The sequence below is a fragment of the Paraburkholderia edwinii genome (assembly GCF_019428685.1).
Classification (GTDB): domain Bacteria; phylum Pseudomonadota; class Gammaproteobacteria; order Burkholderiales; family Burkholderiaceae; genus Paraburkholderia; species Paraburkholderia edwinii.
Window position 1 is genome coordinate 2,074,342 of sequence record NZ_CP080096.1, and the last position, 20,638, is coordinate 2,094,979.

Genomic DNA, 20,638 nt, shown 5'->3' on the forward strand with positions numbered 1-20,638 from the left:
GTTGAGTGGAGACGACGCGGTATTGTACCCGCGCAAGCCGACGCCAACGCGCCGATGTGCAGGTTCGGCGACATCGGGCGTTGCGTTTGAGGGACGTTCTTGTTAACGGTGCGGGCGCGCGCCGGCTTGAATCAGCAATTACCCGCATGCACCGATTTCGCCGCACGCGGTGCAAAAGTCGCAACCGTCCTTGCGGATCACCGCGTTCGCGCCGCAGATGCCGCATGTGCGTCCGTGCATCGAACGCAATACGTGCAGGGCGGTCTCGTCTTGCGGGACTTCGTCTGCTGCCGTCGCCTGATGTTGCTGCGGCTGTTGTCGTCGCTGTTGTTGTACGTTCAGGTTTGCCGAGATCGGAAGCGGCAGCGCGTGCGTATGCGGCAGGCGTGCGAGCAGCCGCGACGGCACCTGATTGCCTTCGGCATCGAGAAAGCCGCGCCGGTGCAGGATCTGCTGCAGCGCATAGGCGAGCGCCGCGACCTCGGAGTCGTGCCAGCGCGGCGAGCGTGTGCCGTCGAGACGCTGCACGTCGCCTAAACGCACCTGGCCGCGATCCCACGAAACCTTACGCAGATCCTGCAGGTTGCGCGCGACGAAACCGCCGCGCGCGGCCAGCGACAGCGAACGCATCGTCGCGGTGATCCATTGCTGCGATTCGTCGCGTTGCCCGGCCGGGATAAAGAATTCTATCGGCCGCTCGATGGTCACATCGGCGCCGCCGATGCGTCCGGTCACTTCCATAAACGACACCGCGAGGTACAGCGATTTCTTGCCCGCCTGCGTCAGGTATTCGACCTTTTCGATAATCGCAGGCATCTCGCCCTTGGGCCGATGATCGATCGCAATCCGCAGCGGGTCGAGGTCGGTGTCGGCGAGCGCGTCGGCCGGTTGCGGCGTATCGACGGACAGCACGGCGCCGAGCGTTTCGTTCGGGCGGTAGGTCGCGAGACCCTTGAGGCCGCCTTTCCAGGCATCGAAGTAAAGGCTCTCGAACGCTTCGAACGGGTAATCGGCCGGCACGTTGACGGTTTTGGAAATCGACGTGTCGATATACGGCTGCACCGCGGCCATCATGTCGAGGTGGTCGCGCGCGGACATCTCGAGCGCGCTCACGAAGTAGTCGGGCAGGCGTTCGACGTCGCCGCCGAGTTCGCGAAAGAGCCGGTAAGCGTGGTCTTCCACGGCGAACGAGGCGCGGCTGCCGTCGGCCATCACTTTCATCCGCGAATACGTCCACGAAAACGCGGGTTCGATGCCGTTCGATGCGTTGTCCGCGAACGCGAGGCTCACGGTGCCGGTCGGCGCGATCGACAGTAGATGGCTGTTGCGAATGCCGTGTGTGCGGATCGCGTCCTTCACGTCGTCGGGCAGGCGCGACGCGAACGTGCCTTCGTCGAGATATTGCGCGGCATTGAAGAGCGGAAATGCGCCGCGCTCGCGTGCGAGTTCGACCGACGCGCGATACGCTTCGTCGCGCATCAGACGCGCGGCTTTCGCCGCGAATTCGCGGCCTTCCGCGGAGTCGTAGCGCAGGCCCAGCATCACGAGCGTGTCGCCCAGGCCGGTGAAGCCGACGCCGATGCGGCGCTTCGCGCGCGACTCGGCGTATTGCTCTTCGAGCGGCCACAACGTGACGTCGAGCACGTCGTCGAGAAAACGCACCTGAATGCGCGTGCGTTCGGCCAGCGCGTCCCAGTCGAACGACGGCGTGCGGCCTTGCATCTGCGCGAACGGATCGACGACGAAGCGCGTGAGATTGAGCGGGCCGAGATTGCAGCAGCCGTACGACGGCAGCGGCTGTTCGCCGCACGGATTGGTCGCGCGGATTTTCTCGACTGCGCGCAGATTGTTGTCGTCGTTCATGCGCGACATGAACACGATGCCGGGCTCGGCGACATCGTAGGTCGAGCGCATGATCCTGTCCCAGATGTCGCGCGCGCGGCGCTCGCTGTATACCCAGAGGCCGTCGGCGCGCTGGCGCAGGTCGCCCGATGCGCGCATCGACGGCGACGGTTCCGCGCGATGCACGAGCTGCCATGGCAGATCGTTCTCGACGGCTTGCATGAATTCGTCGGTAACAGCCACCGATACGTTGAAGTTGTTCCAGCGCCCCTTCGAATGCTTCGCTTCGATAAATTCAAGCAGGTCCGGATGCGAGCAGTCGAGCACGGCCATTTGCGCACCGCGCCGCGAGCCGGCGCTTTCGACCGTGCGGCACGAGGCGTCGAACACATCGATATAGCTGCACGGGCCCGATGCGGAGGAACTGGTGGTGTGCACGCGCGCGCCGTGCGGACGGATCGCCGAGAAGTTGTAGCCGACGCCGCCGCCGCGCCGCATCGTTTCGGCTGCTTGCAGCAACGCGACGTAGATGCCGGGCAGGCCTTCGTCGTCGACGCCCTGGATGCTGTCGCCGACCGGCTGCACGAAGCAGTTGATCAGCGTGGCCGCAATGCCGGCGCCCGCCGCGCTCATGATGCGGCCCGCGCCGAGCGCGCCGTGCCGCAGGTTATCGACGAAACGCTCTTCGACCTGCGCGCGCAACGCTTCGGGTTCAGCCATTGCCACGCCGCGCGCGACGCGGCGGTAGACATCGTCCGCGCTGCGCTCGTCGCCCTTGGCGTACTTTTCGAGCAGCACGTCGAGCGAAAACTGTTGGGGCGCGATGGCGTGGTCGAGCGGGCGGATTTCGTGGTCGGTGTCGGCCATGGGCAGTCTCCAGGCGCCGTTGCGCACGGTGCGCAACGGCACGATCAGAGCCACCTTAACGCAGACGGCGGGGTACTGCAATGCGCGATCCCTCGCGCATCGCTTGCGGCGCGAAGCCGGTGCTGCGCTTACTGCTGCGCGTGCTTTGCCGCATCTTCGATGACCGCCGCCACCTGCTGCGGCCGTGATTCATAGACCGAATGGCTCGCGCCCGGAATCACCGTGGTATGACTATGCGCACGCGCGTAGTACCAGCGCTCGAGATCGGGATTGATGATCTTGTCGTTGCCGGCGACGATGCCCCAGCTCGGCTTCGTCGTCCACGCGGCCGCGGTCAGCGGCGTCGTGAACACTTGCGCGGCCGTCAGCATCTGCGAATGCGCTTCGAACTTCGCCTGCGCGATGGGCAGATCGGCTGCGAAGTCCTTCGGGAAGTCCGCGGGGTTCAGGTACGTATAGCCATCGGGCGTCTTCTCGATCGCGCCGGGTTGCTGCGCGGTATAGCTCGGCTTGCCTTTGCCGAGTGCGCCTTCGTCTTCGCCGACGGCGGGCGCATGCGCGGCCACATAGACGAGGCCGACCACATTCGGATGCACGCCCGCTTCGGTAATGATCGACCCGCCATAGCTGTGTCCAACGAGAATCGTCGGGCCGTTCTGCAGGTCGAGCACGCGCTTCGTTGCGGTCACATCGTCTGCGAGCGAGGTCAGCGGTTCCTGCACGAGCGAGACGTGGTAGCCGTCTTTCGTGAGGATGTCGTAGACCGGCTTCCAGCCCGAGCCGTCGACCCATGCGCCATGCACGAGCACGATGTTTTTGACGGGCGCGGCGGCCGGATGCGTGTCTTGTGCGAGTGCGGCCGTCGGCGCGAAGAGGCTTGCCGAAACGATCGTCGACAGTGCGAGAACCGGGGCTGCGACAGTGGAGAATTTCATGGGTGAGTCCGTTTCCTGGGGGTGAAGGGTGGTAACGCGAAAGTCATGCGGGTGCGCACGAAATCGATACGGGGCGACACATCAGGGAAGGCGGTCCTGTGCCGTGCGCGCTTGCGCAGGACCGTCATATCGAACGCCTGGTGGCTGGCCTGGTTGGTCGCTTGGCTGCCACTTAGCTGCCACTTAGCTGCCACTCAGCTGCCACTCAGCTGCCGAAATAGATGTTGCAAAAGCTGACTGGCCCGACACAGCTCGACCGCATCGGCGTATGACGGTGCGTCGTCTTCGAACCCGACGAGGACGTGCCTTGCGCCACGCCGCCGTAAGAGCTGTCGCTCTGCGCGGCAATCTTCGCATCGGCAGCCTGAATATCGGCCGGGTAGTGCACGTCTTCGCCGGCCGACGGGTCGTACCCGGCCTGTTCGACGCGGACCAGATCGGCACGCACTTCAGCGCGCGTGACCGGATCGCTGGTTTGCGCATGGGCCACGATCGGACCGGCGAGCAGGGTAGCCGCGAGCATGGCGGCAACAGTGATCTTGTTCATTAGTTGGACTCCTTAACGAGTGTATTTGAGGTAGAAAGCCAGTCATTGAGGACGGCTTCCAGCACGTAACGCGATTCAATCGAATATCGGAAGTGCGTTTCGGTTCTACCCAACAGCGCTTGCACTCGCGATGGGGGAAATTTAGTTTTGGAGCGCGCGAGCGTAAAGGGATACGATCGTCCGCCACGGCGTGACGATGGTCGGACTTTCCAATACGTTGGAATAAGCGAAGCAGGGAGGGCGATACGGTGTAGCTACGCGCCTATACGTTCGGATAACCGGCATGGCCGGAGAACTATCCGTTCGCACAAGCGGCTTGCACCATGCGACAGGCAATCAGTGTAAGTTGCCTCAGAATGCTGCGGCCTTAGACGCCGGCAGCAGCGAAGAACGGCGTACACAGCAGTGCGCGGCCTGCGGAAAACAGCGCGGCGCGTTGCCGGCAAGGTCACTGAACGGCGACTTCCTCGGCCACATCGAAGTGGGTCATATAGTCGCGATAGCGTTCGCGTTCTTCTTCGGCGCTCAAGCCGAAGTCCGCAAACCGGTAGACGTTCTTGCCGTAGCCGCCGGTCGGCTTGCGCGCGATCTGCTCTTGCAGCCGGTTGCGGAATGGCTCGGTGAACTCGAGCCCGAAGTGGTCGTAAATCTGTCGTATGGTATCGAGCGGCGCGGCGGTAAGCGCCTTGTAGTGCACGTGAAACACATGCTCGTCCGGCCACAGGCCGCGCGCGTCGGCCGCGATGATCTGTTGTGCGCCGTTGGCCCAGTCGGAACTGACCTGCTGGCCGATCGCGTCCTTATCGATGTGGCGTGCAAACGGCTTGCGCAACACTTCCGTGAGCCGCGCCACCGATGGCAGCACCTTCAGCGGATCGCGATGCGTGAAGATCACACGCGCATCGGGGTAGACCTCGCGCAGTGCTTCCATCGCGAAGACGTGGTCCGGGCACTTCAGCACGCAGCGCGTCGCGCGCGGACCCTGCAGATGCTGCAGGAAGCGCCGGTGCGTGCGATAGCCCTGCACGTGGCCCGCCTGTTGCACCCAATGCTTGTACGACGGCACGTGGTAAATCGTCTCGAAGCGCAGGCTGCGAAAACTGTGCGCGGTGAACTCGGTGCATTCTTGCGGCGTCAGCGCATCGAACGGGTGAACATTGCGCAGATCTGGCGCCAGATGATGGAAGAAATCGAACTGTCGCTGCACCTTGCGCGGCCCCGCGCGGCGCCCGGCGGCGGGATGGTCCGGATACGGGTAGATGGCCTGCCAGCAGCGCGGCGCGAAGCTTGCGTCGTCTTCGGCGAGCAGCGAGTGCAGAAACGATGATCCGCTGCGTGGCATGCCGAGCACGAAGACCGGCTGCGTAACGGGCCGCTCGAGAATGCGCGGATCGGCGAGTTCTTTATCGCGCAGAATCAGCAGGTTCGTGAGCAGCCGCAGGGTGTCCCAGTGCGTCGAAATGCGGCCGAACAGGCTCAGGTCCGCTTCCTCGTAAACCGCGGTCTGCAGCTGGTCGAGGGCGTCTTCGATCGGCTCGGGGCCGAAATCGTGCAGCCCCGTTTTTGCGCGCGCGCTCGACAGCAATTCGGCCGCGGAAAGCCGCGAGCTCGTCAATGCGAGCCGCGAGATGCTATGCGTGCTGTGTATCCATTGTTTGAACAAGGTACCCCTCCCGCATCCTGCCGGTGTGTAGCGTGAACCGCTTCGGATTCGTCTTCACTACGTGCGCGCGACTGTCGAGCGGACGGAACTCGTTTTGCGATCCTGTCGAATGGTGGAAAAACACCACACAATCCGCTAACGCCGCAGTGCCGGAATCATTCTAATTCATCGAGTCGATTCACTTCAGTATTGGGCGAAGTTCGCTTGCGCGACGCGGGCGTGCAGGGAGTGACAGGCTGCGGGGAGGGCGATCGTCCGGCGCAAGGACGGATGCGGAAATGATGTCTTCGAAGCGGTGTCGACGCGGTATCAAACGCGGTATCAAACCGCGCGCCGAAGTGGTGCGGTGGCGGACGAAGTGAGCGAAGTGGCACAAATCGCCCGAATTGAGTGCATGGGTGACTTGTCGTTGTGCTAGCACGCATCGCGCAGGGCTGAAGTGCGTTGCCGATGATCACGGCAGTCAAGTTCGTGATCCATTAAGGCAAGCCTTTCAGGAACCCGTTCGGGATAACCAGGTATCGCCAGGGATAGCCACGTCCGCCCAGGGCGACAGCACCCCCGCCGCCGGCGCCTTGCGCAAACGACGAATGCATTGCTGGAAAAACGGCCGTCGCGCTGCGCGTTTTCGCGCGCTGTCGACGATCCCGGACCGACGGCAAGCGGTCCCGTATGAAGGGTGCTACCTGCCCGCGGGCTAGATGCCGTTGATCAGGTTGGCGAGGATGTCCGCTGCGATCATTGCAGCCGCATTGAGCGGCGCGGGCCGTTCGGCCGGCTTGAACACCGCGTCGCCGCGGCGGATCTTGCGGCGCGAAACTGCGCACGTGCCTGAAGTGTGTGCCGAGCGGCGGCGCCAACGCTGTTCGCCATAGTGACATTTGCCGGGTTCGACCCAGCGGATCACCAGCGTGTTTTCGGAGCGCTCGAGAATCTCGATGCGCAAGCCGTTGGCACCGAGCAGTGGTACGCACTCTAACGTCGTCATGGTCGGCTCCGTAAATTCGGGTGTGCCCGAATGTAGTCCCGTCAGCGCGTCAGCGCCATTGTGCGGGCGTTGAAATACTGTTGCCTGATTCGCAATAATTGGGATGAAAGCTTTTGAAGTACGCGATATCGGCCTTTCCGGCGCGCGGTGCCCGATCGATCCCATTCCCGCAACAAGCTTTTGTACCCCGTGCAAGGCCCGCACAGACCGGCAGGCTGGGGATGTCCCCGTCCTTTAAGATGTGCAGACCGGCGAACTGTACGACGCGCGCCGCGCTACTCGCGCGCACGCCGAACAATCCTCGCCCCCCAATAACACATGAAGAGGCCATATGATTCCACGCCCACCCGCTGTTCCTCCTGGGCCCCCGCCGCGCGTATCGCCCGGCGCCGATACACATAGCCGCCGCAGGATGCAGCGGGCCGCTTCGGCGGCGCTGTTTACCGCACTTGTGTTACTGGCGTTATGGGTCGTGCGCGATTTCATTCCCGCTGTCGCATGGGCTTGCGTGATCGCTACCTCGCTGTGGCCGCTGTTTCGCAGGATCGAGCGGCAATCGGCCTTCAACGGCCGCACGACGATCATTGCGACATTTCTGACCGTCCTTGTCGCGCTGCTTTTCGTGCTGCCGGCCGCCATTGGTATTGCGCAGGCTGCCGCGGAGGCGCATGACGTGACGGTCTGGCTGCACTACGTCGAGCAGAACGGTATTCCGATGCCGGACTTCGTGTCGCACCTGCCGTTCGGCTCCGAGCAGGTCATGAACTGGTGGAACACGAACTTAGGACAGCCGTTGAAAGCTTCGCCGGCAATGAAAGGACTGCACGGTACCGCGGTCGTCACATTTGGCCGCCATTTCGGCGCGCGGGCCGCGCACGCGTTAATGGTGTTCGGTTTCACGCTCGTCACGCTGTTCGTAATCCTGCAGGCGGGCCCGAGCCTGTCCGGCGCGGTGCTGAAGGGCATGCGCCGCGCGTTCGGCAACGAAAGCGCGCAGCTTGCCGAGCGCATGGCGGGCGCCGTGCGCGGCACGGTGTCGGGGCTGGTGGTGGTCGGGATTGGGGAAGGCGTGCTGCTCGGCATCGCCTATGCCGTGACGGGCGTTGCGCACGCGACGCTGCTCGGCGTGGTCACCGCGATTGCCGCGATGCTGCCGTTCTGCGCGCCAATCGTGTTTTGCTGCGCGGGTTTGTGGCTTTTTCTGCAGGGCGGCACGGCCGGCGCGATCGGCGTCGTCGTGTTCGGCTTTGTGATCGTGTTTATCGCCGAGCACTTCGTGCGGCCCGTGCTGATCGGCAGCTCGACGCGGCTGCCGTTTCTGTTAGTGCTGTTCGGGATACTAGGCGGCGCGGAAACGTTCGGGCTGCTCGGCGTTTTTATCGGGCCCGCGCTGATGACGGTGCTGATGGTGCTGTGGACCGATTTCGTCCGATAGGCTCTGTTAAGGCGAATTGCGCCATGGCCGGCTTTCGGGTTGTAGGGCTGACGCCGGCCTGGTGAAAGCGACAACATCGCACATCATGCGTTACGCCGACTTTAGGCATGACAAACCATATTTAAGCGCGGTGGGCAGCAAGGCGGCCCACGTATCCCAGTTATGTCCGCCGCCGGTAATCCGCAACGCGGCCGGATTGCCCGCTTCGCGCAGATGCGTGTACAGCAGAGACGCTTCAGCCTGGATCACGAGGTCGTCGTCGCCGGCGGCGATAAACATCGGCAGCCGGTAGGGCTGGCTCATGTAGCGCTGCCAGAGCGCGGGGTAGTTCAGCGCGTGCCAGACGTCGGCATCGAAGCGGTTTTCGCCGAATACATGGACGCGGCGCGCGGCCGATTGCGGCGGTGGTTCGCCCGAATAGATGGCGGGGCTTAACAGCAGCACGCCGCAAAAGCGATCGGGCGCAAGCATCGCGTAACGCAACGCGCCGAAGCCGCCCATCGACACTCCGCCGATCGCGCGGCTTTTCCTTTCATTCGATACCGCGTAGTGCGATTCGATGTGAGGCAGCATGTCGCGGAAGAACGCGGTTTCGATCTTCTCCTTGCGATCGACGTACCAGTCGGTGCCGCCTTGCGGCATCACGATCGCGACAGGTGGGATGTCCTTGTGCGCGATCAGCGCATCGGCGACGGTTTGCAGTTGGCCGTGCGTGATCCAGCGATGCGCGTCGTCGTCGTTACCGTGCAGCAGATAGAGCACCGGGTAGCGCGGCCCGTCGGTGCGATAGCCTGGCGGCAGATAGACCACGTAGGACCAGTCGCGCTGCAGCGCATTCGAATAAAACGCGCGGGTTTCGACTGTGCTCGTGCCTGCGGCAGGCGCCATGCCGGCGACGGCAGGCGCGGACGTTCCCACCGTGGTGACCGCTGCGTTGATGCGGTTGCCCACCGCCGCAACGGCATGCGCTGCCGCAGCGAGCGCGACGAAACAGCACACGAACCCGATGGATGGCCGGAATAGTCGTCGAAGCGGTCTGCGCATGAGCGATAAAAGCGACGCGAGCAGGAACGAAGGGCTCGCGCGCTAGCTCGACGACGGGTTGTCGAGCTTCGGTGCGAAAACCCGCGAGATCGGCGCCGACGCTTTCGCAACCGCAATCAGCGCGCCGATTGCCACTGCGTCCGCCACGAGGCCGAGCGGCACGTTCAGATAACCCTCGGTTGCCTTGTACAGCAGTGAATCGACAACGAGCGAGATCACGGTGCCCGCGACGAAGCATAGCAGCCCTTTGCGTCCGACCTGACCGATCCACGGCAGCCGTTGTGCGAGCTTTTTCGCCCAGCCGGCGCGAATCATGTGCGCGGTAAGCCACGCGATCGCGAGGAAATTCGACACGCGCAGCCACGACAGATTCTGCTTGAGGCTGCCGTCCATCGGCGCGGTTTCGATGAACAGCTTGTAATACGCACCGACCGCGACGATGGTGATGGCAAGCGCGGTTACGAGCCAACCGTCGCGATGCATGCTTATGCGTTCATAGACCGGCTGGCAACGCACAAGCACGCCGAGCACGAACATCAATTGCCACGCGCACGGGTTGAAGTCCCATTGCGCGCCGTCGGCGATCGGCAGCATGCCGCCAACGGCCGGCGCGATCGCCCACAGTGCGAGGCTTCCCGCCAGCAGCAACCATGGTTTGCTGTGCGCGAGCGGCAGCACGGCCGGCACCGACAGCGCGAAGAACGCGTACATCGGCAGCACCGACGCGAGATACGGCTGGCGGCGGAACAGTAGCAGGTCGCCGAGCACGGGGGCGGGCGTGTCGAGCAGATCGTCGAGATCGGTGATCGCGAGATTCGGCGCATCGACGCGCAACGCGGTGAGTACGGCCGTGACGACGAGCATCAGCACCGCGGTAATCAGAAACGCGCGGTACAACTCGAGCGCGCGCTTCAGGAAGCGTTGCCGCGCGATCGCTTCGGTATGCCGCTCGGCGAGCGAGCGATATGCGGTCGCCGTCGCGAAGCCGCCGAGAAAAACGAATACTTCGGCGGCATCGCACATCGCGTACGTATGCAATGTGAAGCGCGACAGGATACTGCCGCCGATGTGATCGACGACGATCACGAGCAGGACGAGTCCGCGGAAGAAGTCGAGTTCGATCAGGCGGGAGGTGGGGGTTGGCATGGGGTGTATGGATAGCGCGCGTCTGTGTAAGCAGACAGGAGTGCCTGTGAGCCATGCATGCAAACATGTGGCGCATTGACAGACTCTGCGAATGACACGCGAGTTCCGGCCGCGCTCGTGCCCGATTGTTCGAAAGTGTTTCGAGGCATTACAGGTGTGCACTGCGAACGTGCGCGCGCGCCGCCGATTGCCATCGCCATCACCATCGCGAACGAAACACGAACGAAAAAGAGATAGCGTTTGGCGAAAACGGTTCGGAGGTTGGCCGAACCTGCTGGTGCTGTGTCTTTACGATGAGTGCCTCTTTGAAGCGAGGCTTGCTGGATTCGTAGCGCGCATTCGCTTTTTGTCACGCGACGACGACTGTCGTCGCTTTTTGTTTGAGCAGAAGCGAAATGCGTATCCGTTTTACCGCGTGTGCGATCGCCGCGGCTGCCGCCCTATCGGGGTGTGCAATCGCGCCGGGAATGCGAGTCGACACTCCGCACCAGGACTCCGCTCCGGGACAGCAGGGCGTGGCCGTCACAGAGATCACCCCAGAACTCGTGAGCCGTATCGGCAGCGATGCGCCGCCGATCGAGGCATCCGACGACGCAAGCGCACTGGTTGCCGCACCGCAGCCTTATCGTATTGGGGCAGCCGACGTGCTGTCGGTCATCGTATGGGACCACCCGGAACTCGTGGTGCCCAACCTGACGTACGACGTCGGCGCTACCAGCGGCGCGTTGCCCGTAAGTGTTGGTCTTGCCAGTCAATCCGTACCGGGTTTCGCTGTCGGGCATGATGGGACGATTCAGTTTCCTTATGTGCACCGTCTGCGCGTGGCCGGTCTGACTGAAACGGAAGCCCAGACGCTGCTCATCGGCCAGCTCAAGCCGTTTATTCGCGATCCTCAGATTTCTCTGCGCGTAGTCGGCTTTCGCAGCAAGAAGGTCTATGTGAACGGCGAAGTTCACGCCCCCGGACTCAAGCCCATCACCGATGTTCCGATGACGCTCGCGCAGGCGCTGCACGTGGCCGACGGCGCGTTGAGCACTGGCGATCTGAGCCGCGTCACGGTGACTCGCAAAGGCAAGCGCTATCGGATCGATGTGCCGCATCTTTCCGAGCACGGCCTCGATGCGACGCAGATCAAGCTCGTCGATGGCGACGAGGTGCGCGTGCCGCCGGCCACCGACTACAGCGTCTTCATGATGGGCGAAGTACAAAAGGCGGGTCCGCTGCCATTTCACTCGGATGGCCGTCTGACGTTGGCTCAGGCGCTCGGCGAGGCGGCCGCGAATCCGGCGACGAGCAACCCCGCGCAGGTCTTTCTGGTGCGGCCTGCGTCGGGCAAGGAGGCCATGCAAGTGTTCCATCTCAACGCCCAGACGCCGCTCACGCTGGCGATCGCGCAGCAGTTTCCGCTGCAGCCGAACGACATCGTCTATGTCGACGCGGCCGGTGTCGTGCGCTGGAACCGTGTGATCTCCCAACTGACCGGCAGCGCATCCGCGGCATACGCGGTCGAGCGCGCCGCTTTGGGGAATTGACGATGGGGGCGCTCGTACTCGTCGTGTGTCACGCGAATGTGTGCCGCAGTCCGATGGCGGAAGCGTTGCTCTCGCAGCGACTGCCCGGTTGCAGCATAGGGTCGGCGGGCGTGGCGGCGCTGGATGGTCAGCCTGCCGATCCCGCTGCGTGCGATGCGATGCGCGCCTTCGGCATCGATCTGTCCGCGCATCGCGCGCGGCGCCTCGATAAACGGCTGTGCAGCGAGGCATTGCTGGTGCTCGTGATGGAGAGTGCACAACGGCGCTATATCGAGCAGCAGTTTCCATTTGCACGCGGGCGCGTATTCAACCTTGGGCTACGCATTGACGCAGCCGGTGCGCCCGCCTATTTCGATATTGCCGATCCGTTTCGCGGCACGCGTACCGACTTCGACGCTTGTGCAGCGATTACCGCCGATGCGGTCGAGGTATGGGCCGATCGTATCGAGACGCTGGTTTCACGCGGCGGCCCGGTAATCGCGACTGTTTAAATCTGTATTCCGAATCGAATCATGATGTCCGCGCACGGGGATCGCCCCGATAATCAGACCGAGTTCGACGTCGTCGCTTTGCTCGATACGATCGTCTCGAACCGGTTCCTCATTCTGTTCGTCACCGTCAGCATTGCGTTTGCTGCTGCGGCGTGGTCGTTTCTTGCCCATCCGCTGTACCAGGCCGACATCATGGTGCAAATCGAGGATTCGCCCGGAACGAATACCCCGACGAGCATCGTCGGCGATATCGGGTCGCTGTTCGATATGAAATCGTCGGCGGCGGCCGAGACGCAAATCCTCGCGTCGCGCCTCGTGGTGTCGAACACCGTCGACACGCTGCATCTGTACGTCGATGCCACGGCGAAGCGCTTTCCGGTTGTCGGCGACTTCGTCTCCCGTTTCAATCGGGGGACGGCGAAGCCCGGCGTGTTCGGCGTGGGCGGTTACGCATGGGGACAGGAAAAGATCGACGTGAGCCAATTCGATGTTCCCTCGGACTTTGAAGATGACAAATTCTCGTTGACTGTTGAAACGGGCGGACGTTACCGGTTCAGCGGTGCAGATCTCGATCGACCGATGGACGGCCAGATCGGCGCAACGTCGACGTTCACAACCGCCTACGGTCCCATCGTGTTGACGGTCGATGCCACCAATGCACAGCCGGGCACGCGCTTCACGCTGATTCGCCACTCGCGTTTGAAAACGATCAACGATCTGCAATCCGCACTCGATGTGCAGGAAAAGGTCAAGCAGTCGGGCGTGATCATCGCCAAGCTGACGGGCGGCGACCCTGAGGCGCTACGACGCACGCTGCAGGAAATCGGCAATCAGTATGCACGCCAGAATATCGAGCGAAAGTCGGCGGATGCCGCGCAGTCGCTGTCGTTTCTGCATACGCAGCTTCCCGTGCTCAAGACACGCCTCGACGCAGCCGAAGAGCGTTACACCGCCATGCGCAACGCGAGCGGAACCGTCGATCTTCCCGAAGAAGCGAAGATCAGCCTCCAGCAATCGGCAGAAGCGAAGACCGCGTTGCTGACGTTGCAGCAAAAGCGCGCGGAGCTGGCGACCCGTTTTGGCAGCGCTCATCCGGGCATGGTCGCGATGGACCGGCAGATTGCCGCGCTTCGCCAACAGCAGGATGCGCTCGATCGCTCGCTCGCGAGGCTGCCTGATCTGCAACAGCAGACCGCGCGTCTGATGCTCGACGTCAAGGTCGATACCGATCTCTACACGACGCTTCTGAATAACGCGCAGCAACTGGAGCTGGTCAAGGCCGGCAAGGTGGGCAGCGTGCGCATCGTCGACACGCCGGTTGTGCCGGAGGAACCGGTCAAGCCAAAGCGTCCGATGGTGATCGCAGCGGGGGCGCTCGTGGGCCTGGTGATCGGCCTCGTCTGTGCGTTTGTACGCGATCTGCTATTCAGCGGCGTGACGACGGCCGACGAAATCGAGCGTGGTATCGGGCTCGACGTGCTCGCGTCGATTCCGCTGTCGGCCGCGCAGGGTGCGTTGAACCGCCATGGAAGTTCTGGGGTGAGTAGCCCGCATCTGCTTGCGGAAAAAACGCCCGGCGACGGTGCGATCGAAAGCCTGCGCAGCCTGCGTACCGCGCTGCATGTGTCCCGCTTCGACGGAAAGCCGTCTGTCGTGCTGTTGACCGGGGCTGCACCATCGGCGGGTAAATCGTTCGTCGCAGCGAACCTGGGCGCATTGCTCGCGACCGGCGGCAAGCGCGTGCTGATCATCGACGGTGATATGCGGCGTGGTCATCTCGAGCACTATCTCGGCGCGCGAGCGGCTCCTGGTCTCGCGGAACTGATCGCGGGCGGCATCGACGAGGCGACGGCAGTGCAGCGCCTCGACCATCCGAGGCTCGATTTCATCGCAGCCGGAACGCCGATGCTGCATCCCGACGAGTTGTTGATGTCCGACCGGGTCGCGAGTCTGTTCGATCGTTTTCGCATGTTGTACGACTACGTGCTGGTCGACGCGCCGCCGATGCTCGCCTGCGCGGATGCCGCGCTGCTGGGCAGGGCCGCAAGCATTGTGCTGCTGGTCGCGAAAGCGGGTGAGACGCGCATCGGCGATATGCGGGAGTCGGTCAAGCGTCTCGAGCATGCGGGCGTACGCGCCTCCGGCGTGGTGCTCAATGGCGTGGCGGCACGGACGACGCGTTGTACATACGGCAGCAAGTACGGCAGCTTCCGGTTCACGCAATACGACTACGGCGCGCCGGTCGAACGCGGTCCGCGGCGTGCCTGGTTCGATGCGCTGCGTCGGAAAAGGGGCCGTTAATGCAGCTCGACGAACAATCCGGCTCACGCTATGTGAGGCCCGACACGCGTGGCGTGGGACCGATCGGCGATGCGCAACAGCGTCCGTTGCGCGTCGCGCTCGTGGTCGAAGCAGCAGGCGGCGGTGTCGCGGTGCATCTTGTCGATCTGATCGACGGCCTCGCGGCGAACGGCGTCGAGGTTCATCTGATCGCGCCGCGCGGCCCGCGCTTCGATGCGACGATCCTCAACGCCGATGTGCTTGCGCGCTGCGCGACAGTCACGCGCGTGCCAATGCAACGCAGCGTGTCGTGGCGCGACATGGTGGCGCTGGTGCACGTATTTCGCGCGCTCACGCGGATCAAGCCGGATATCGTTCATGCGCACAGCTCGAAAGCCGGCGTGCTGGCACGACTGTGTTTCGGCGCCTGGAAGCAGGTCTATACGCCGCACGCGGTCTATACGTTGAATCCGTACCTCGCCAGAAACGCACGCCGCTTCTATGGCGCGATCGAATCGCAGCTTGGCCGGACCTTCAGCGATCGGGTCATCGCGGTGTCGGCCGACGAAGCAGAACATTTGCGGCACGAATTGCGTATCCCGAGCGAGCGAATCAGCACGATTTATAACGGCGTGCCGGAATATGCGCGGCTGCCGCGAGCGGCCGCGCGTGATGCGCTCGGCTTGCGCGCGGACGCATTCGTGGTCGGCGTGGTCGGGCGCCTGGAGTTTCAGAAGGGTATCGACAGGCTCGTCAGCCTTGCCGAGCGCTTCTCGACGGAGTCTGCTGGCCGGCTGCAGTTTGCACTGATCGGCGGGGGCGACATCCGGAAGGCCGCGGGCGTCGAAGCGAACCGGCTGCCGTCCGCGCTCCGGTACGTCGGCCGGGTCGTCGATGCGCGGCGCTACTTCAGCGCATTCGATGCGTTCGCGCTGCCGAGCCGCTATGAAGGCTTTCCTTACGTGTATCTCGAAGCGATGGCCGCACGGCTGCCGATCGTGACGACACGCGTCGCCGGCGCCGAGACCCTCGTCGCGGGGGAGGGCATCGGGTTCGTCGTCGCAAACGACGACGACATGCTCGAGTTCGAAGCCGCACTCACGATGCTTCTCGACGATCCCCGCGTGTGCAGCCGCATGGCGGCGAATTGCGCGCGTGCGGTCGAGCGTTACTCCGCGCAACGGATGATCGCCCAAACGCTGAATGTCTATCACGCCATCACTGCGGAGCCAGTGCGATGAAGCAAAGCAAACACGTCGTGCTGCTGCACGCTTATAGCCGACGCAATTCTGGTGATGGATTGCTGGTGGATCTTTCGGTCGCGTTGCTGCGGGAAGCGCTCGGCGAGCGCACCCAGGTGTCGATCGTTGCAGCCGATCCCGCATCGTTTCCCGAGTACGAGGACGTCATTGCGGCGCCGGTGATGGGCTATGCGGGCAGTGCGCGAATCGCCGAAGCGGCGGCCGCGTGCGCGCGCTGGCGCACACGCAGCGTGACGCAACTGCGCGCGCGCCTGCACGACGCCGATCTGATCGTCGGAGTGGGGGGCGGCTATTTGCGAGCCCGTACCGGTGCGGAGGCGCTCAAGCTTGAACTCGGTCATATGCTGCAGATGCGCGCGGCAAGAGCATCGGGCAAACCGGTTGTCTATCTTCCTCAGAGCATCGGGCCCACCTGCGCGGGCTCGTCGGCTAGCTCGTCCGTGTTCGGTGCGCGTCTGAAAGGCCTGCTCGGCGCCTATTCGACGGTATTCGTGCGCGACGACCGTTCGCTGTCACTGCTCGCCAGTACGGGCTGTGCGGTGCGTGCGCCGGATCTCGCGGTTCTTGAATTCGAACGAAGGCACGAGGCTGTACTCGCCAAGGCAGCGCAGCGAAGCAGTTCAGTACGGCATGTGGCGATGGTGCTGCGCGAAGCGCCGAGCTGGGATGCGGCGAAGCGGATGCATTACGCCCGGTCCGTGCAGCGCCTTGCGGAGCTGCTGTGCGGGCAGTGCCGATTGAGCTTCGCGGTACAGAGTACCGGACGTGGAAACGACGATGCCGCGTACTATCGCAGCCTCGGCATCGAAGCGACGCTGCCAGGCCTCAAGCAACTGCTTGCCGACGACACGCCCGACGTCGTCGTATCGGTACGGCTGCATGGCGCGCTGGAGTCGATCCTGCACGGCGTGCCGGCCTTCCATCTGAGCTACGAGCGCAAAGGCTTCGGCGCCTATGGCGATCTGCATATCGACGACTGGGTCGCCAATGCGGCTTCCTTCGATCCCGACGCGGTCGTGCAACGGATCTTCCGTGACGATGCGATCCCGTCGTTCTGGCACGCGGCCGCCGGTGGCCTCGATGCGGTCCGCGCAAGCCGGACCCGCATCGTCGAGACGCTGCGCCGCGCGGCGCAGCCCGACTGAGTTCGTACGATGTGGGTGCGTCTCTTTCTGCGCGTCGTCTCGCTCGGCGCGAAATTCCTGCTGACGGTGGTGATCGCGCGAACGCTCGGATTTGCCGCGGTTGCCGACTACGGTCTCGCGGTCGCGGCATCCGTTGTGGCGTCGAAGGTGCTCGGTCTCGGCTTCAGTGCCGAGTTGAACCGGCGACTGAGCGCCGCCGAGCCTGGAGCCGCAATTCATAGCGCGCGCCGCTTGCGCGGCGTCTATTGCATCGCCTATCTGGCGATCGCGGCGCTTGGCTACGCCGTCTGGCAATCAGTCCGGGTCGACGTCGAGCGCATCGGAGCGCCTGGCGTTCTGATTGCGGTGATGCTGGTGGCGTTTGCCGAGCACTATGCGCTCGAGGCGAATTCGTACCTGTTTTCACTGCATCGTACGCAGGCGGCTTCGGTCATGCTGTTTGCGCGCACAGGGGGTTGGGCCGTGCTCGCGGTGGCCGGTCTGCTCGCGGGCGTGATCGATGACATACAGCCGGTGCTGTGGCTCTGGATAGGCGCGAACGCTTGCGTGATCGTTGGCGCATGGGTTGTGATCGAGTCGATGGCGCGCGAGGCGACACCCGCTAATCGCGGCGACGCCGGCATGCGCGGCGTTTTCGCTAGCGGCGCCGCGTTCTACGTGGCAACGATTTTATTGTCTGCGACGCAATACGCGGAACGCTTCATTGCCACGCCGTATCTGAGCGCCGACACACTGGGGCGCTATGTTTTCACATGGTCGATCGCCAATGCGGTTCAGACCATCACGTACGCAGCGCTGATTGTCACCGCCGGCCCTCGTCTTGCCAAAACGGCAGCGGTTGCGCCTCAGCAGTTCCGCGCCGTACTGAGCCGTGCATTGGTTCGCACGACGCTGCTCGCACTGATCATTTCGTTCGGTATCGCCGCGCTGTGCAACGTGCTGTTCGGGCTCGCTCATCAACCGACGGATCGGCTTGGGCTCGAGACCTTGCTGATCCTTCTTGCATCGTTCGTGTTGCGCTCGGTGACCGATCTGTTGTGGGCCGCGTCGATCGCACTGCGACAGGGCATGGCCGTCGCGTTCGGTACAGCGGTGCTCCTCATGCTCAGTTCCCTGTCGACATGGTGGCTTGCCGTGCATCTGTCGATGCCCGGCCTCGCGCTCGCGCATCTTGGCACGAGCGTGTTCGTTGCTGGCTGGCTGGGGTGGGTCGTAGGGAGCCGTTTGCCCTCGACAAGCCCGGCGGCAGCGTCGCAAACGGGGGACCGATATGTTGCGTAGAGTGCTCGAGGCCGGGCCCAGGCTCAGCCGCGGCGTGGTGGGACTCGTGACGGCCGCGTCCGCGCTGCTTTATATCGCGGTATTCGCGAACGCCGGCGCGGTTTTGCCGGAATTCATCTTTCGCGATGCCGACAAGATTCAGGCGCAAATGGAAGGGTCCAGTACCTACGACGGCTCTTCGTTCGATGCGGTGGCTGGCTTCTACGGATTATTTGGCCCGACGCTGCTGAACCTGTTCATTATCGGCATCGGTGTACTGTTTATCCGCACCGTGCTAAGTGGAGCAAACCGCTTTGGACTGTGTGCGGCAGCGTTGTTGCTTAGCATGCCATGCGTGTTTTTCAACCTGTTTGTGGCGAGCAAGGACACGCTCGTCGTACTGATGTCGCTGTTGATCGTCTGGTCGGCGGGGCGGCGTCGCACGTGGATAGCGCCGATGACGGCAATCGTGCTTTACGGCGGCTATGCGTTTCTCGTGCGGCCTTATTTTGTGCTGATCATAGCGATTGCCTGCGGCATCGCCGTGTTCCGGCACGTCCCGCTTCGCTGGAAGATTCTCGCCGTCATGGTTGTGGCCGGCGGGCTGGCGTCGGCGCCTGCAACCGTCTATTTCGCGTTGCTTCATCCGCGCGATATGGCCGTCGATTATCTCGTCTATCAGTCGCCGTTCGGCGCACGCACGAGCTTTTACAACCCGCTCGAGCCGACGTCGTTCTTCGCGTTCTGCTTCGATTACCTGTATGCGAGCGCCCGGCTCAATCTCGCACCGCTGTTTTCGCCGGGACCGAAGGAAGCGGTAATGCAACTGTTCGTATTGCTCGCAGTCGCGCCGGCGCTTCGAACCGTATTGCAGCGGCGCGATGTCCAGCAACCCGTCGCGTATCAGCTTTGCGCGTGTCTCGTACTTGCGCACGTGAGCGTATCGATGCTGTTCGAGCCCGATCTCGGCAGTTACGTTCGGCATTTGTCGAGCGTCGCGTTGTTCTCGATGGCGTTGCTGCACAGCCGTCGCATGGATAAGGCGGCAATCAGGCGCGCTGTATCGACGACGCCGGTCAGCGCTTGAGCAGTACGTTGCGCACGGCCTGCAAGGCGGGTTTCGGCTGTTCCGCGGTGACGACAAGACCGTAATTGCGTTCGCGAAGGTTCGCGCCGGTCGGTGTGTCTTTCCATTCATAGATCGAAACAAGCGGCGTCTTCATGTCGGGAAGCGCAGCAAGAAAATCGCCTACGCGGCGTGTTTGCGCCGCCTGACCTCCCAACGTTCCTTTGGACGGCACGCCCCACTCGGTAATCACCGCGGGCATTCCGTAGCGCGCGCGGATCTCGCGTGACGCAGCCTCGATGGCCTCCGGCGTCATCCCGTATGCATGGTATGAGACTGCATCGATGCAGCCTGGCATGCCGCTGATGGCCGCCTGTAACAGCGCATCGGCAAGCGTCCCGCGCACAGGCGCGCGCGCCAGGCCGTATCCATACACCGGCACCTCATGCGGCCGCGCAGCAAGCTGCGAACAGACGGTGCGCATGAAAGGCCCGAACGTCGTTTCGACACTCCCCGTTGGCCAATACTTACTGAGGTCCGGTTCATTCCACAATTCTATCGCGAGGATTTGCGCGCGGAATTCGTGGGCTATGTCGAGCACTGCTGTCGCGAAGCGACGGGCGCTGGCGTCGAGCTCTGCATCCGGCGAAATATCCGGCGAAATATCCGGCGAACGCTGCAGCGCTTGCGCCGCAAGCGGACGCGTCGAGCGAAATGTGACCAGAACGGGCAACCCGGCCTTGCCGGCCGCGATGAACGCGGCTCGCATGCGTGCCTGGTAGGCCTTATCGTGAAGCGCATTGGTCCATATGCCGAGACGTACGAACGAAAAACCCGCTGCGCGGATCGCTCGCGCGTCGTCAATGGTAAAAGTCTCGAGTTTGACCTGAACGCCGACCTGCGTCGGTTGCGTGTCGGCGCGTACCGAAGGTTCCGCGGGTGCGGCAACGGTGAAGGGTGAATGGCATGCGCATGCGAACATCAGTGCGAGAATTGCGCTGCGCGTACGTCGCAGCTGATGCGACGGTTCGCCTGTGGACAATGTGGCAGTATCGGCTGTGCCGCTGTTCGGCAAGACAGGCAGGCGAGCGTGTTTCATCTGGAGAGGTGCGAATTCGATGCGTGACGACCGGAC

At 63.3% G+C, this 20,638-nt stretch carries 16 protein-coding genes; 8 read left to right on the top strand and 8 right to left on the bottom strand.

The window, feature by feature from the left end:
• Positions 1–138 precede the first annotated feature (138 nt).
• The 5 genes from KZJ38_RS31010 to KZJ38_RS31030 form a co-directional block, all read right to left on the bottom strand.
• Positions 139–2,709 carry an adenosylcobalamin-dependent ribonucleoside-diphosphate reductase gene (locus KZJ38_RS31010; protein WP_219800877.1) on the bottom strand — a complete coding sequence of 857 codons (2,571 nt, stop codon included), beginning with the start codon at positions 2,707–2,709 and terminating at the stop codon, positions 139–141.
• A gap of 128 nt (positions 2,710–2,837) precedes the next feature.
• Positions 2,838–3,644 (bottom strand): alpha/beta hydrolase, encoded by an 807-nt coding sequence (locus KZJ38_RS31015; RefSeq protein ID WP_219800878.1) that lies wholly within the window; start codon positions 3,642–3,644, stop codon positions 2,838–2,840.
• A gap of 205 nt (positions 3,645–3,849) precedes the next feature.
• Positions 3,850–4,191: a DUF4148 domain-containing protein gene (locus tag KZJ38_RS31020; protein ID WP_219800879.1), complete on the bottom strand. Its 342-nt coding sequence runs from the start codon at positions 4,189–4,191 to the stop codon at positions 3,850–3,852.
• A 448-nt stretch (positions 4,192–4,639) separates the two neighbouring features.
• On the bottom strand, positions 4,640–5,854 hold the full coding sequence (locus KZJ38_RS31025; RefSeq protein ID WP_219800880.1) for a sulfotransferase family protein: 1,215 nt from the start codon (positions 5,852–5,854) through the stop codon (positions 4,640–4,642).
• A 697-nt stretch (positions 5,855–6,551) separates the two neighbouring features.
• Entirely contained in the window at positions 6,552–6,842 is a 291-nt protein-coding gene (locus KZJ38_RS31030) for a DUF3331 domain-containing protein (RefSeq protein WP_075160686.1), read from the bottom strand.
• Positions 6,843–7,173: 331 nt separating this feature from the next.
• Here KZJ38_RS31030 and KZJ38_RS31035 point away from each other — a divergent pair, with 331 nt between their 5' ends.
• Positions 7,174–8,277 (top strand): AI-2E family transporter, encoded by a 1,104-nt coding sequence (locus KZJ38_RS31035; protein WP_219800881.1) that lies wholly within the window; start codon positions 7,174–7,176, stop codon positions 8,275–8,277.
• A gap of 90 nt (positions 8,278–8,367) precedes the next feature.
• On the opposite strand, the gene KZJ38_RS31040 is transcribed toward KZJ38_RS31035, so the two are convergent.
• Together KZJ38_RS31040 and KZJ38_RS31045 are read right to left on the bottom strand one after the other, a co-directional pair.
• A complete protein-coding gene (locus KZJ38_RS31040) occupies positions 8,368–9,165 on the bottom strand; it encodes an alpha/beta hydrolase (RefSeq protein WP_246642084.1) in 798 nt (265 codons plus the stop codon).
• A gap of 198 nt (positions 9,166–9,363) precedes the next feature.
• Positions 9,364–10,467, bottom strand: a complete 1,104-nt coding sequence (locus KZJ38_RS31045) for an OpgC domain-containing protein (protein WP_219800883.1) — start codon at positions 10,465–10,467, stop codon at positions 9,364–9,366.
• A gap of 467 nt (positions 10,468–10,934) precedes the next feature.
• Here KZJ38_RS31045 and KZJ38_RS31050 point away from each other — a divergent pair, with 467 nt between their 5' ends.
• Genes KZJ38_RS31050 through KZJ38_RS31080 form a run of 7 tightly spaced genes read left to right on the top strand, consistent with a single transcriptional unit; the run spans position 10,935 to position 19,524 of the window.
• Entirely contained in the window at positions 10,935–11,999 is a 1,065-nt protein-coding gene (locus KZJ38_RS31050; protein WP_246641850.1) for a polysaccharide biosynthesis/export family protein, read from the top strand.
• A 2-nt stretch (positions 12,000–12,001) separates the two neighbouring features.
• Positions 12,002–12,490 (top strand): low molecular weight protein-tyrosine-phosphatase, encoded by a 489-nt coding sequence (locus KZJ38_RS31055; protein ID WP_219800885.1) that lies wholly within the window; start codon positions 12,002–12,004, stop codon positions 12,488–12,490.
• Between the two features lie 21 nt (positions 12,491–12,511).
• On the top strand, positions 12,512–14,791 hold the full coding sequence (locus KZJ38_RS31060) for a polysaccharide biosynthesis tyrosine autokinase (protein ID WP_219800886.1): 2,280 nt from the start codon (positions 12,512–12,514) through the stop codon (positions 14,789–14,791).
• On the top strand, positions 14,791–16,011 hold the full coding sequence (locus KZJ38_RS31065; RefSeq protein ID WP_219800887.1) for a glycosyltransferase family 4 protein: 1,221 nt from the start codon (positions 14,791–14,793) through the stop codon (positions 16,009–16,011). Before KZJ38_RS31060 ends, KZJ38_RS31065 begins: the two co-directional genes overlap by 1 nt.
• Positions 16,008–17,177: a polysaccharide pyruvyl transferase family protein gene (locus KZJ38_RS31070; protein ID WP_219800888.1), complete on the top strand. Its 1,170-nt coding sequence runs from the start codon at positions 16,008–16,010 to the stop codon at positions 17,175–17,177. The genes KZJ38_RS31065 and KZJ38_RS31070 overlap by 4 nt, the downstream gene beginning before the upstream one ends.
• Before the next feature lie 9 nt (positions 17,178–17,186).
• The gene (locus tag KZJ38_RS31075; protein WP_219800889.1) at positions 17,187–18,458 is read left to right on the top strand and encodes a phosphoribosylaminoimidazole carboxylase; all 1,272 of its coding nucleotides are present in this window, start codon (positions 17,187–17,189) and stop codon (positions 18,456–18,458) included.
• Complete coding sequence (locus KZJ38_RS31080) at positions 18,448–19,524, top strand: hypothetical protein (RefSeq protein WP_219800890.1); 1,077 nt, start codon at positions 18,448–18,450, stop codon at positions 19,522–19,524. Before KZJ38_RS31075 ends, KZJ38_RS31080 begins: the two co-directional genes overlap by 11 nt.
• Here the strand turns inward: KZJ38_RS31080 and KZJ38_RS31085 are convergent.
• Positions 19,514–20,602 (bottom strand): glycoside hydrolase family protein, encoded by a 1,089-nt coding sequence (locus KZJ38_RS31085; RefSeq protein WP_219800891.1) that lies wholly within the window; start codon positions 20,600–20,602, stop codon positions 19,514–19,516. The two genes, KZJ38_RS31080 and KZJ38_RS31085, sit on opposite strands and share 11 nt — an antisense overlap.
• Positions 20,603–20,638: the final 36 nt, after the last annotated feature.

Excerpts from the sequence above, each read along its gene's own strand:
- KZJ38_RS31010 (WP_219800877.1), bottom strand. The coding sequence starts at position 2,709 with ATGGCCGACACCGACCACGAAATCCGCCCGCTCGACCACGCCATCGCG.
- KZJ38_RS31015 (WP_219800878.1), bottom strand. The coding sequence starts at position 3,644 with ATGAAATTCTCCACTGTCGCAGCCCCGGTTCTCGCACTGTCGACGATC.
- KZJ38_RS31020 (WP_219800879.1), bottom strand. The coding sequence starts at position 4,191 with ATGAACAAGATCACTGTTGCCGCCATGCTCGCGGCTACCCTGCTCGCC.
- KZJ38_RS31030 (WP_075160686.1), bottom strand. The coding sequence starts at position 6,842 with ATGACGACGTTAGAGTGCGTACCACTGCTCGGTGCCAACGGCTTGCGC.
- KZJ38_RS31035 (WP_219800881.1), top strand. The coding sequence starts at position 7,174 with ATGATTCCACGCCCACCCGCTGTTCCTCCTGGGCCCCCGCCGCGCGTA.
- KZJ38_RS31040 (WP_246642084.1), bottom strand. The coding sequence starts at position 9,165 with ATGGCGCCTGCCGCAGGCACGAGCACAGTCGAAACCCGCGCGTTTTAT.
- KZJ38_RS31045 (WP_219800883.1), bottom strand. The coding sequence starts at position 10,467 with ATGCCAACCCCCACCTCCCGCCTGATCGAACTCGACTTCTTCCGCGGA.
- KZJ38_RS31050 (WP_246641850.1), top strand. The coding sequence starts at position 10,935 with ATGCGAGTCGACACTCCGCACCAGGACTCCGCTCCGGGACAGCAGGGC.
- KZJ38_RS31055 (WP_219800885.1), top strand. The coding sequence starts at position 12,002 with ATGGGGGCGCTCGTACTCGTCGTGTGTCACGCGAATGTGTGCCGCAGT.
- KZJ38_RS31060 (WP_219800886.1), top strand. The coding sequence starts at position 12,512 with ATGATGTCCGCGCACGGGGATCGCCCCGATAATCAGACCGAGTTCGAC.
- KZJ38_RS31065 (WP_219800887.1), top strand. The coding sequence starts at position 14,791 with ATGCAGCTCGACGAACAATCCGGCTCACGCTATGTGAGGCCCGACACG.
- KZJ38_RS31070 (WP_219800888.1), top strand. The coding sequence starts at position 16,008 with ATGAAGCAAAGCAAACACGTCGTGCTGCTGCACGCTTATAGCCGACGC.
- KZJ38_RS31075 (WP_219800889.1), top strand. The coding sequence starts at position 17,187 with ATGTGGGTGCGTCTCTTTCTGCGCGTCGTCTCGCTCGGCGCGAAATTC.
- KZJ38_RS31080 (WP_219800890.1), top strand. The coding sequence starts at position 18,448 with ATGTTGCGTAGAGTGCTCGAGGCCGGGCCCAGGCTCAGCCGCGGCGTG.
- KZJ38_RS31085 (WP_219800891.1), bottom strand. The coding sequence starts at position 20,602 with ATGAAACACGCTCGCCTGCCTGTCTTGCCGAACAGCGGCACAGCCGAT.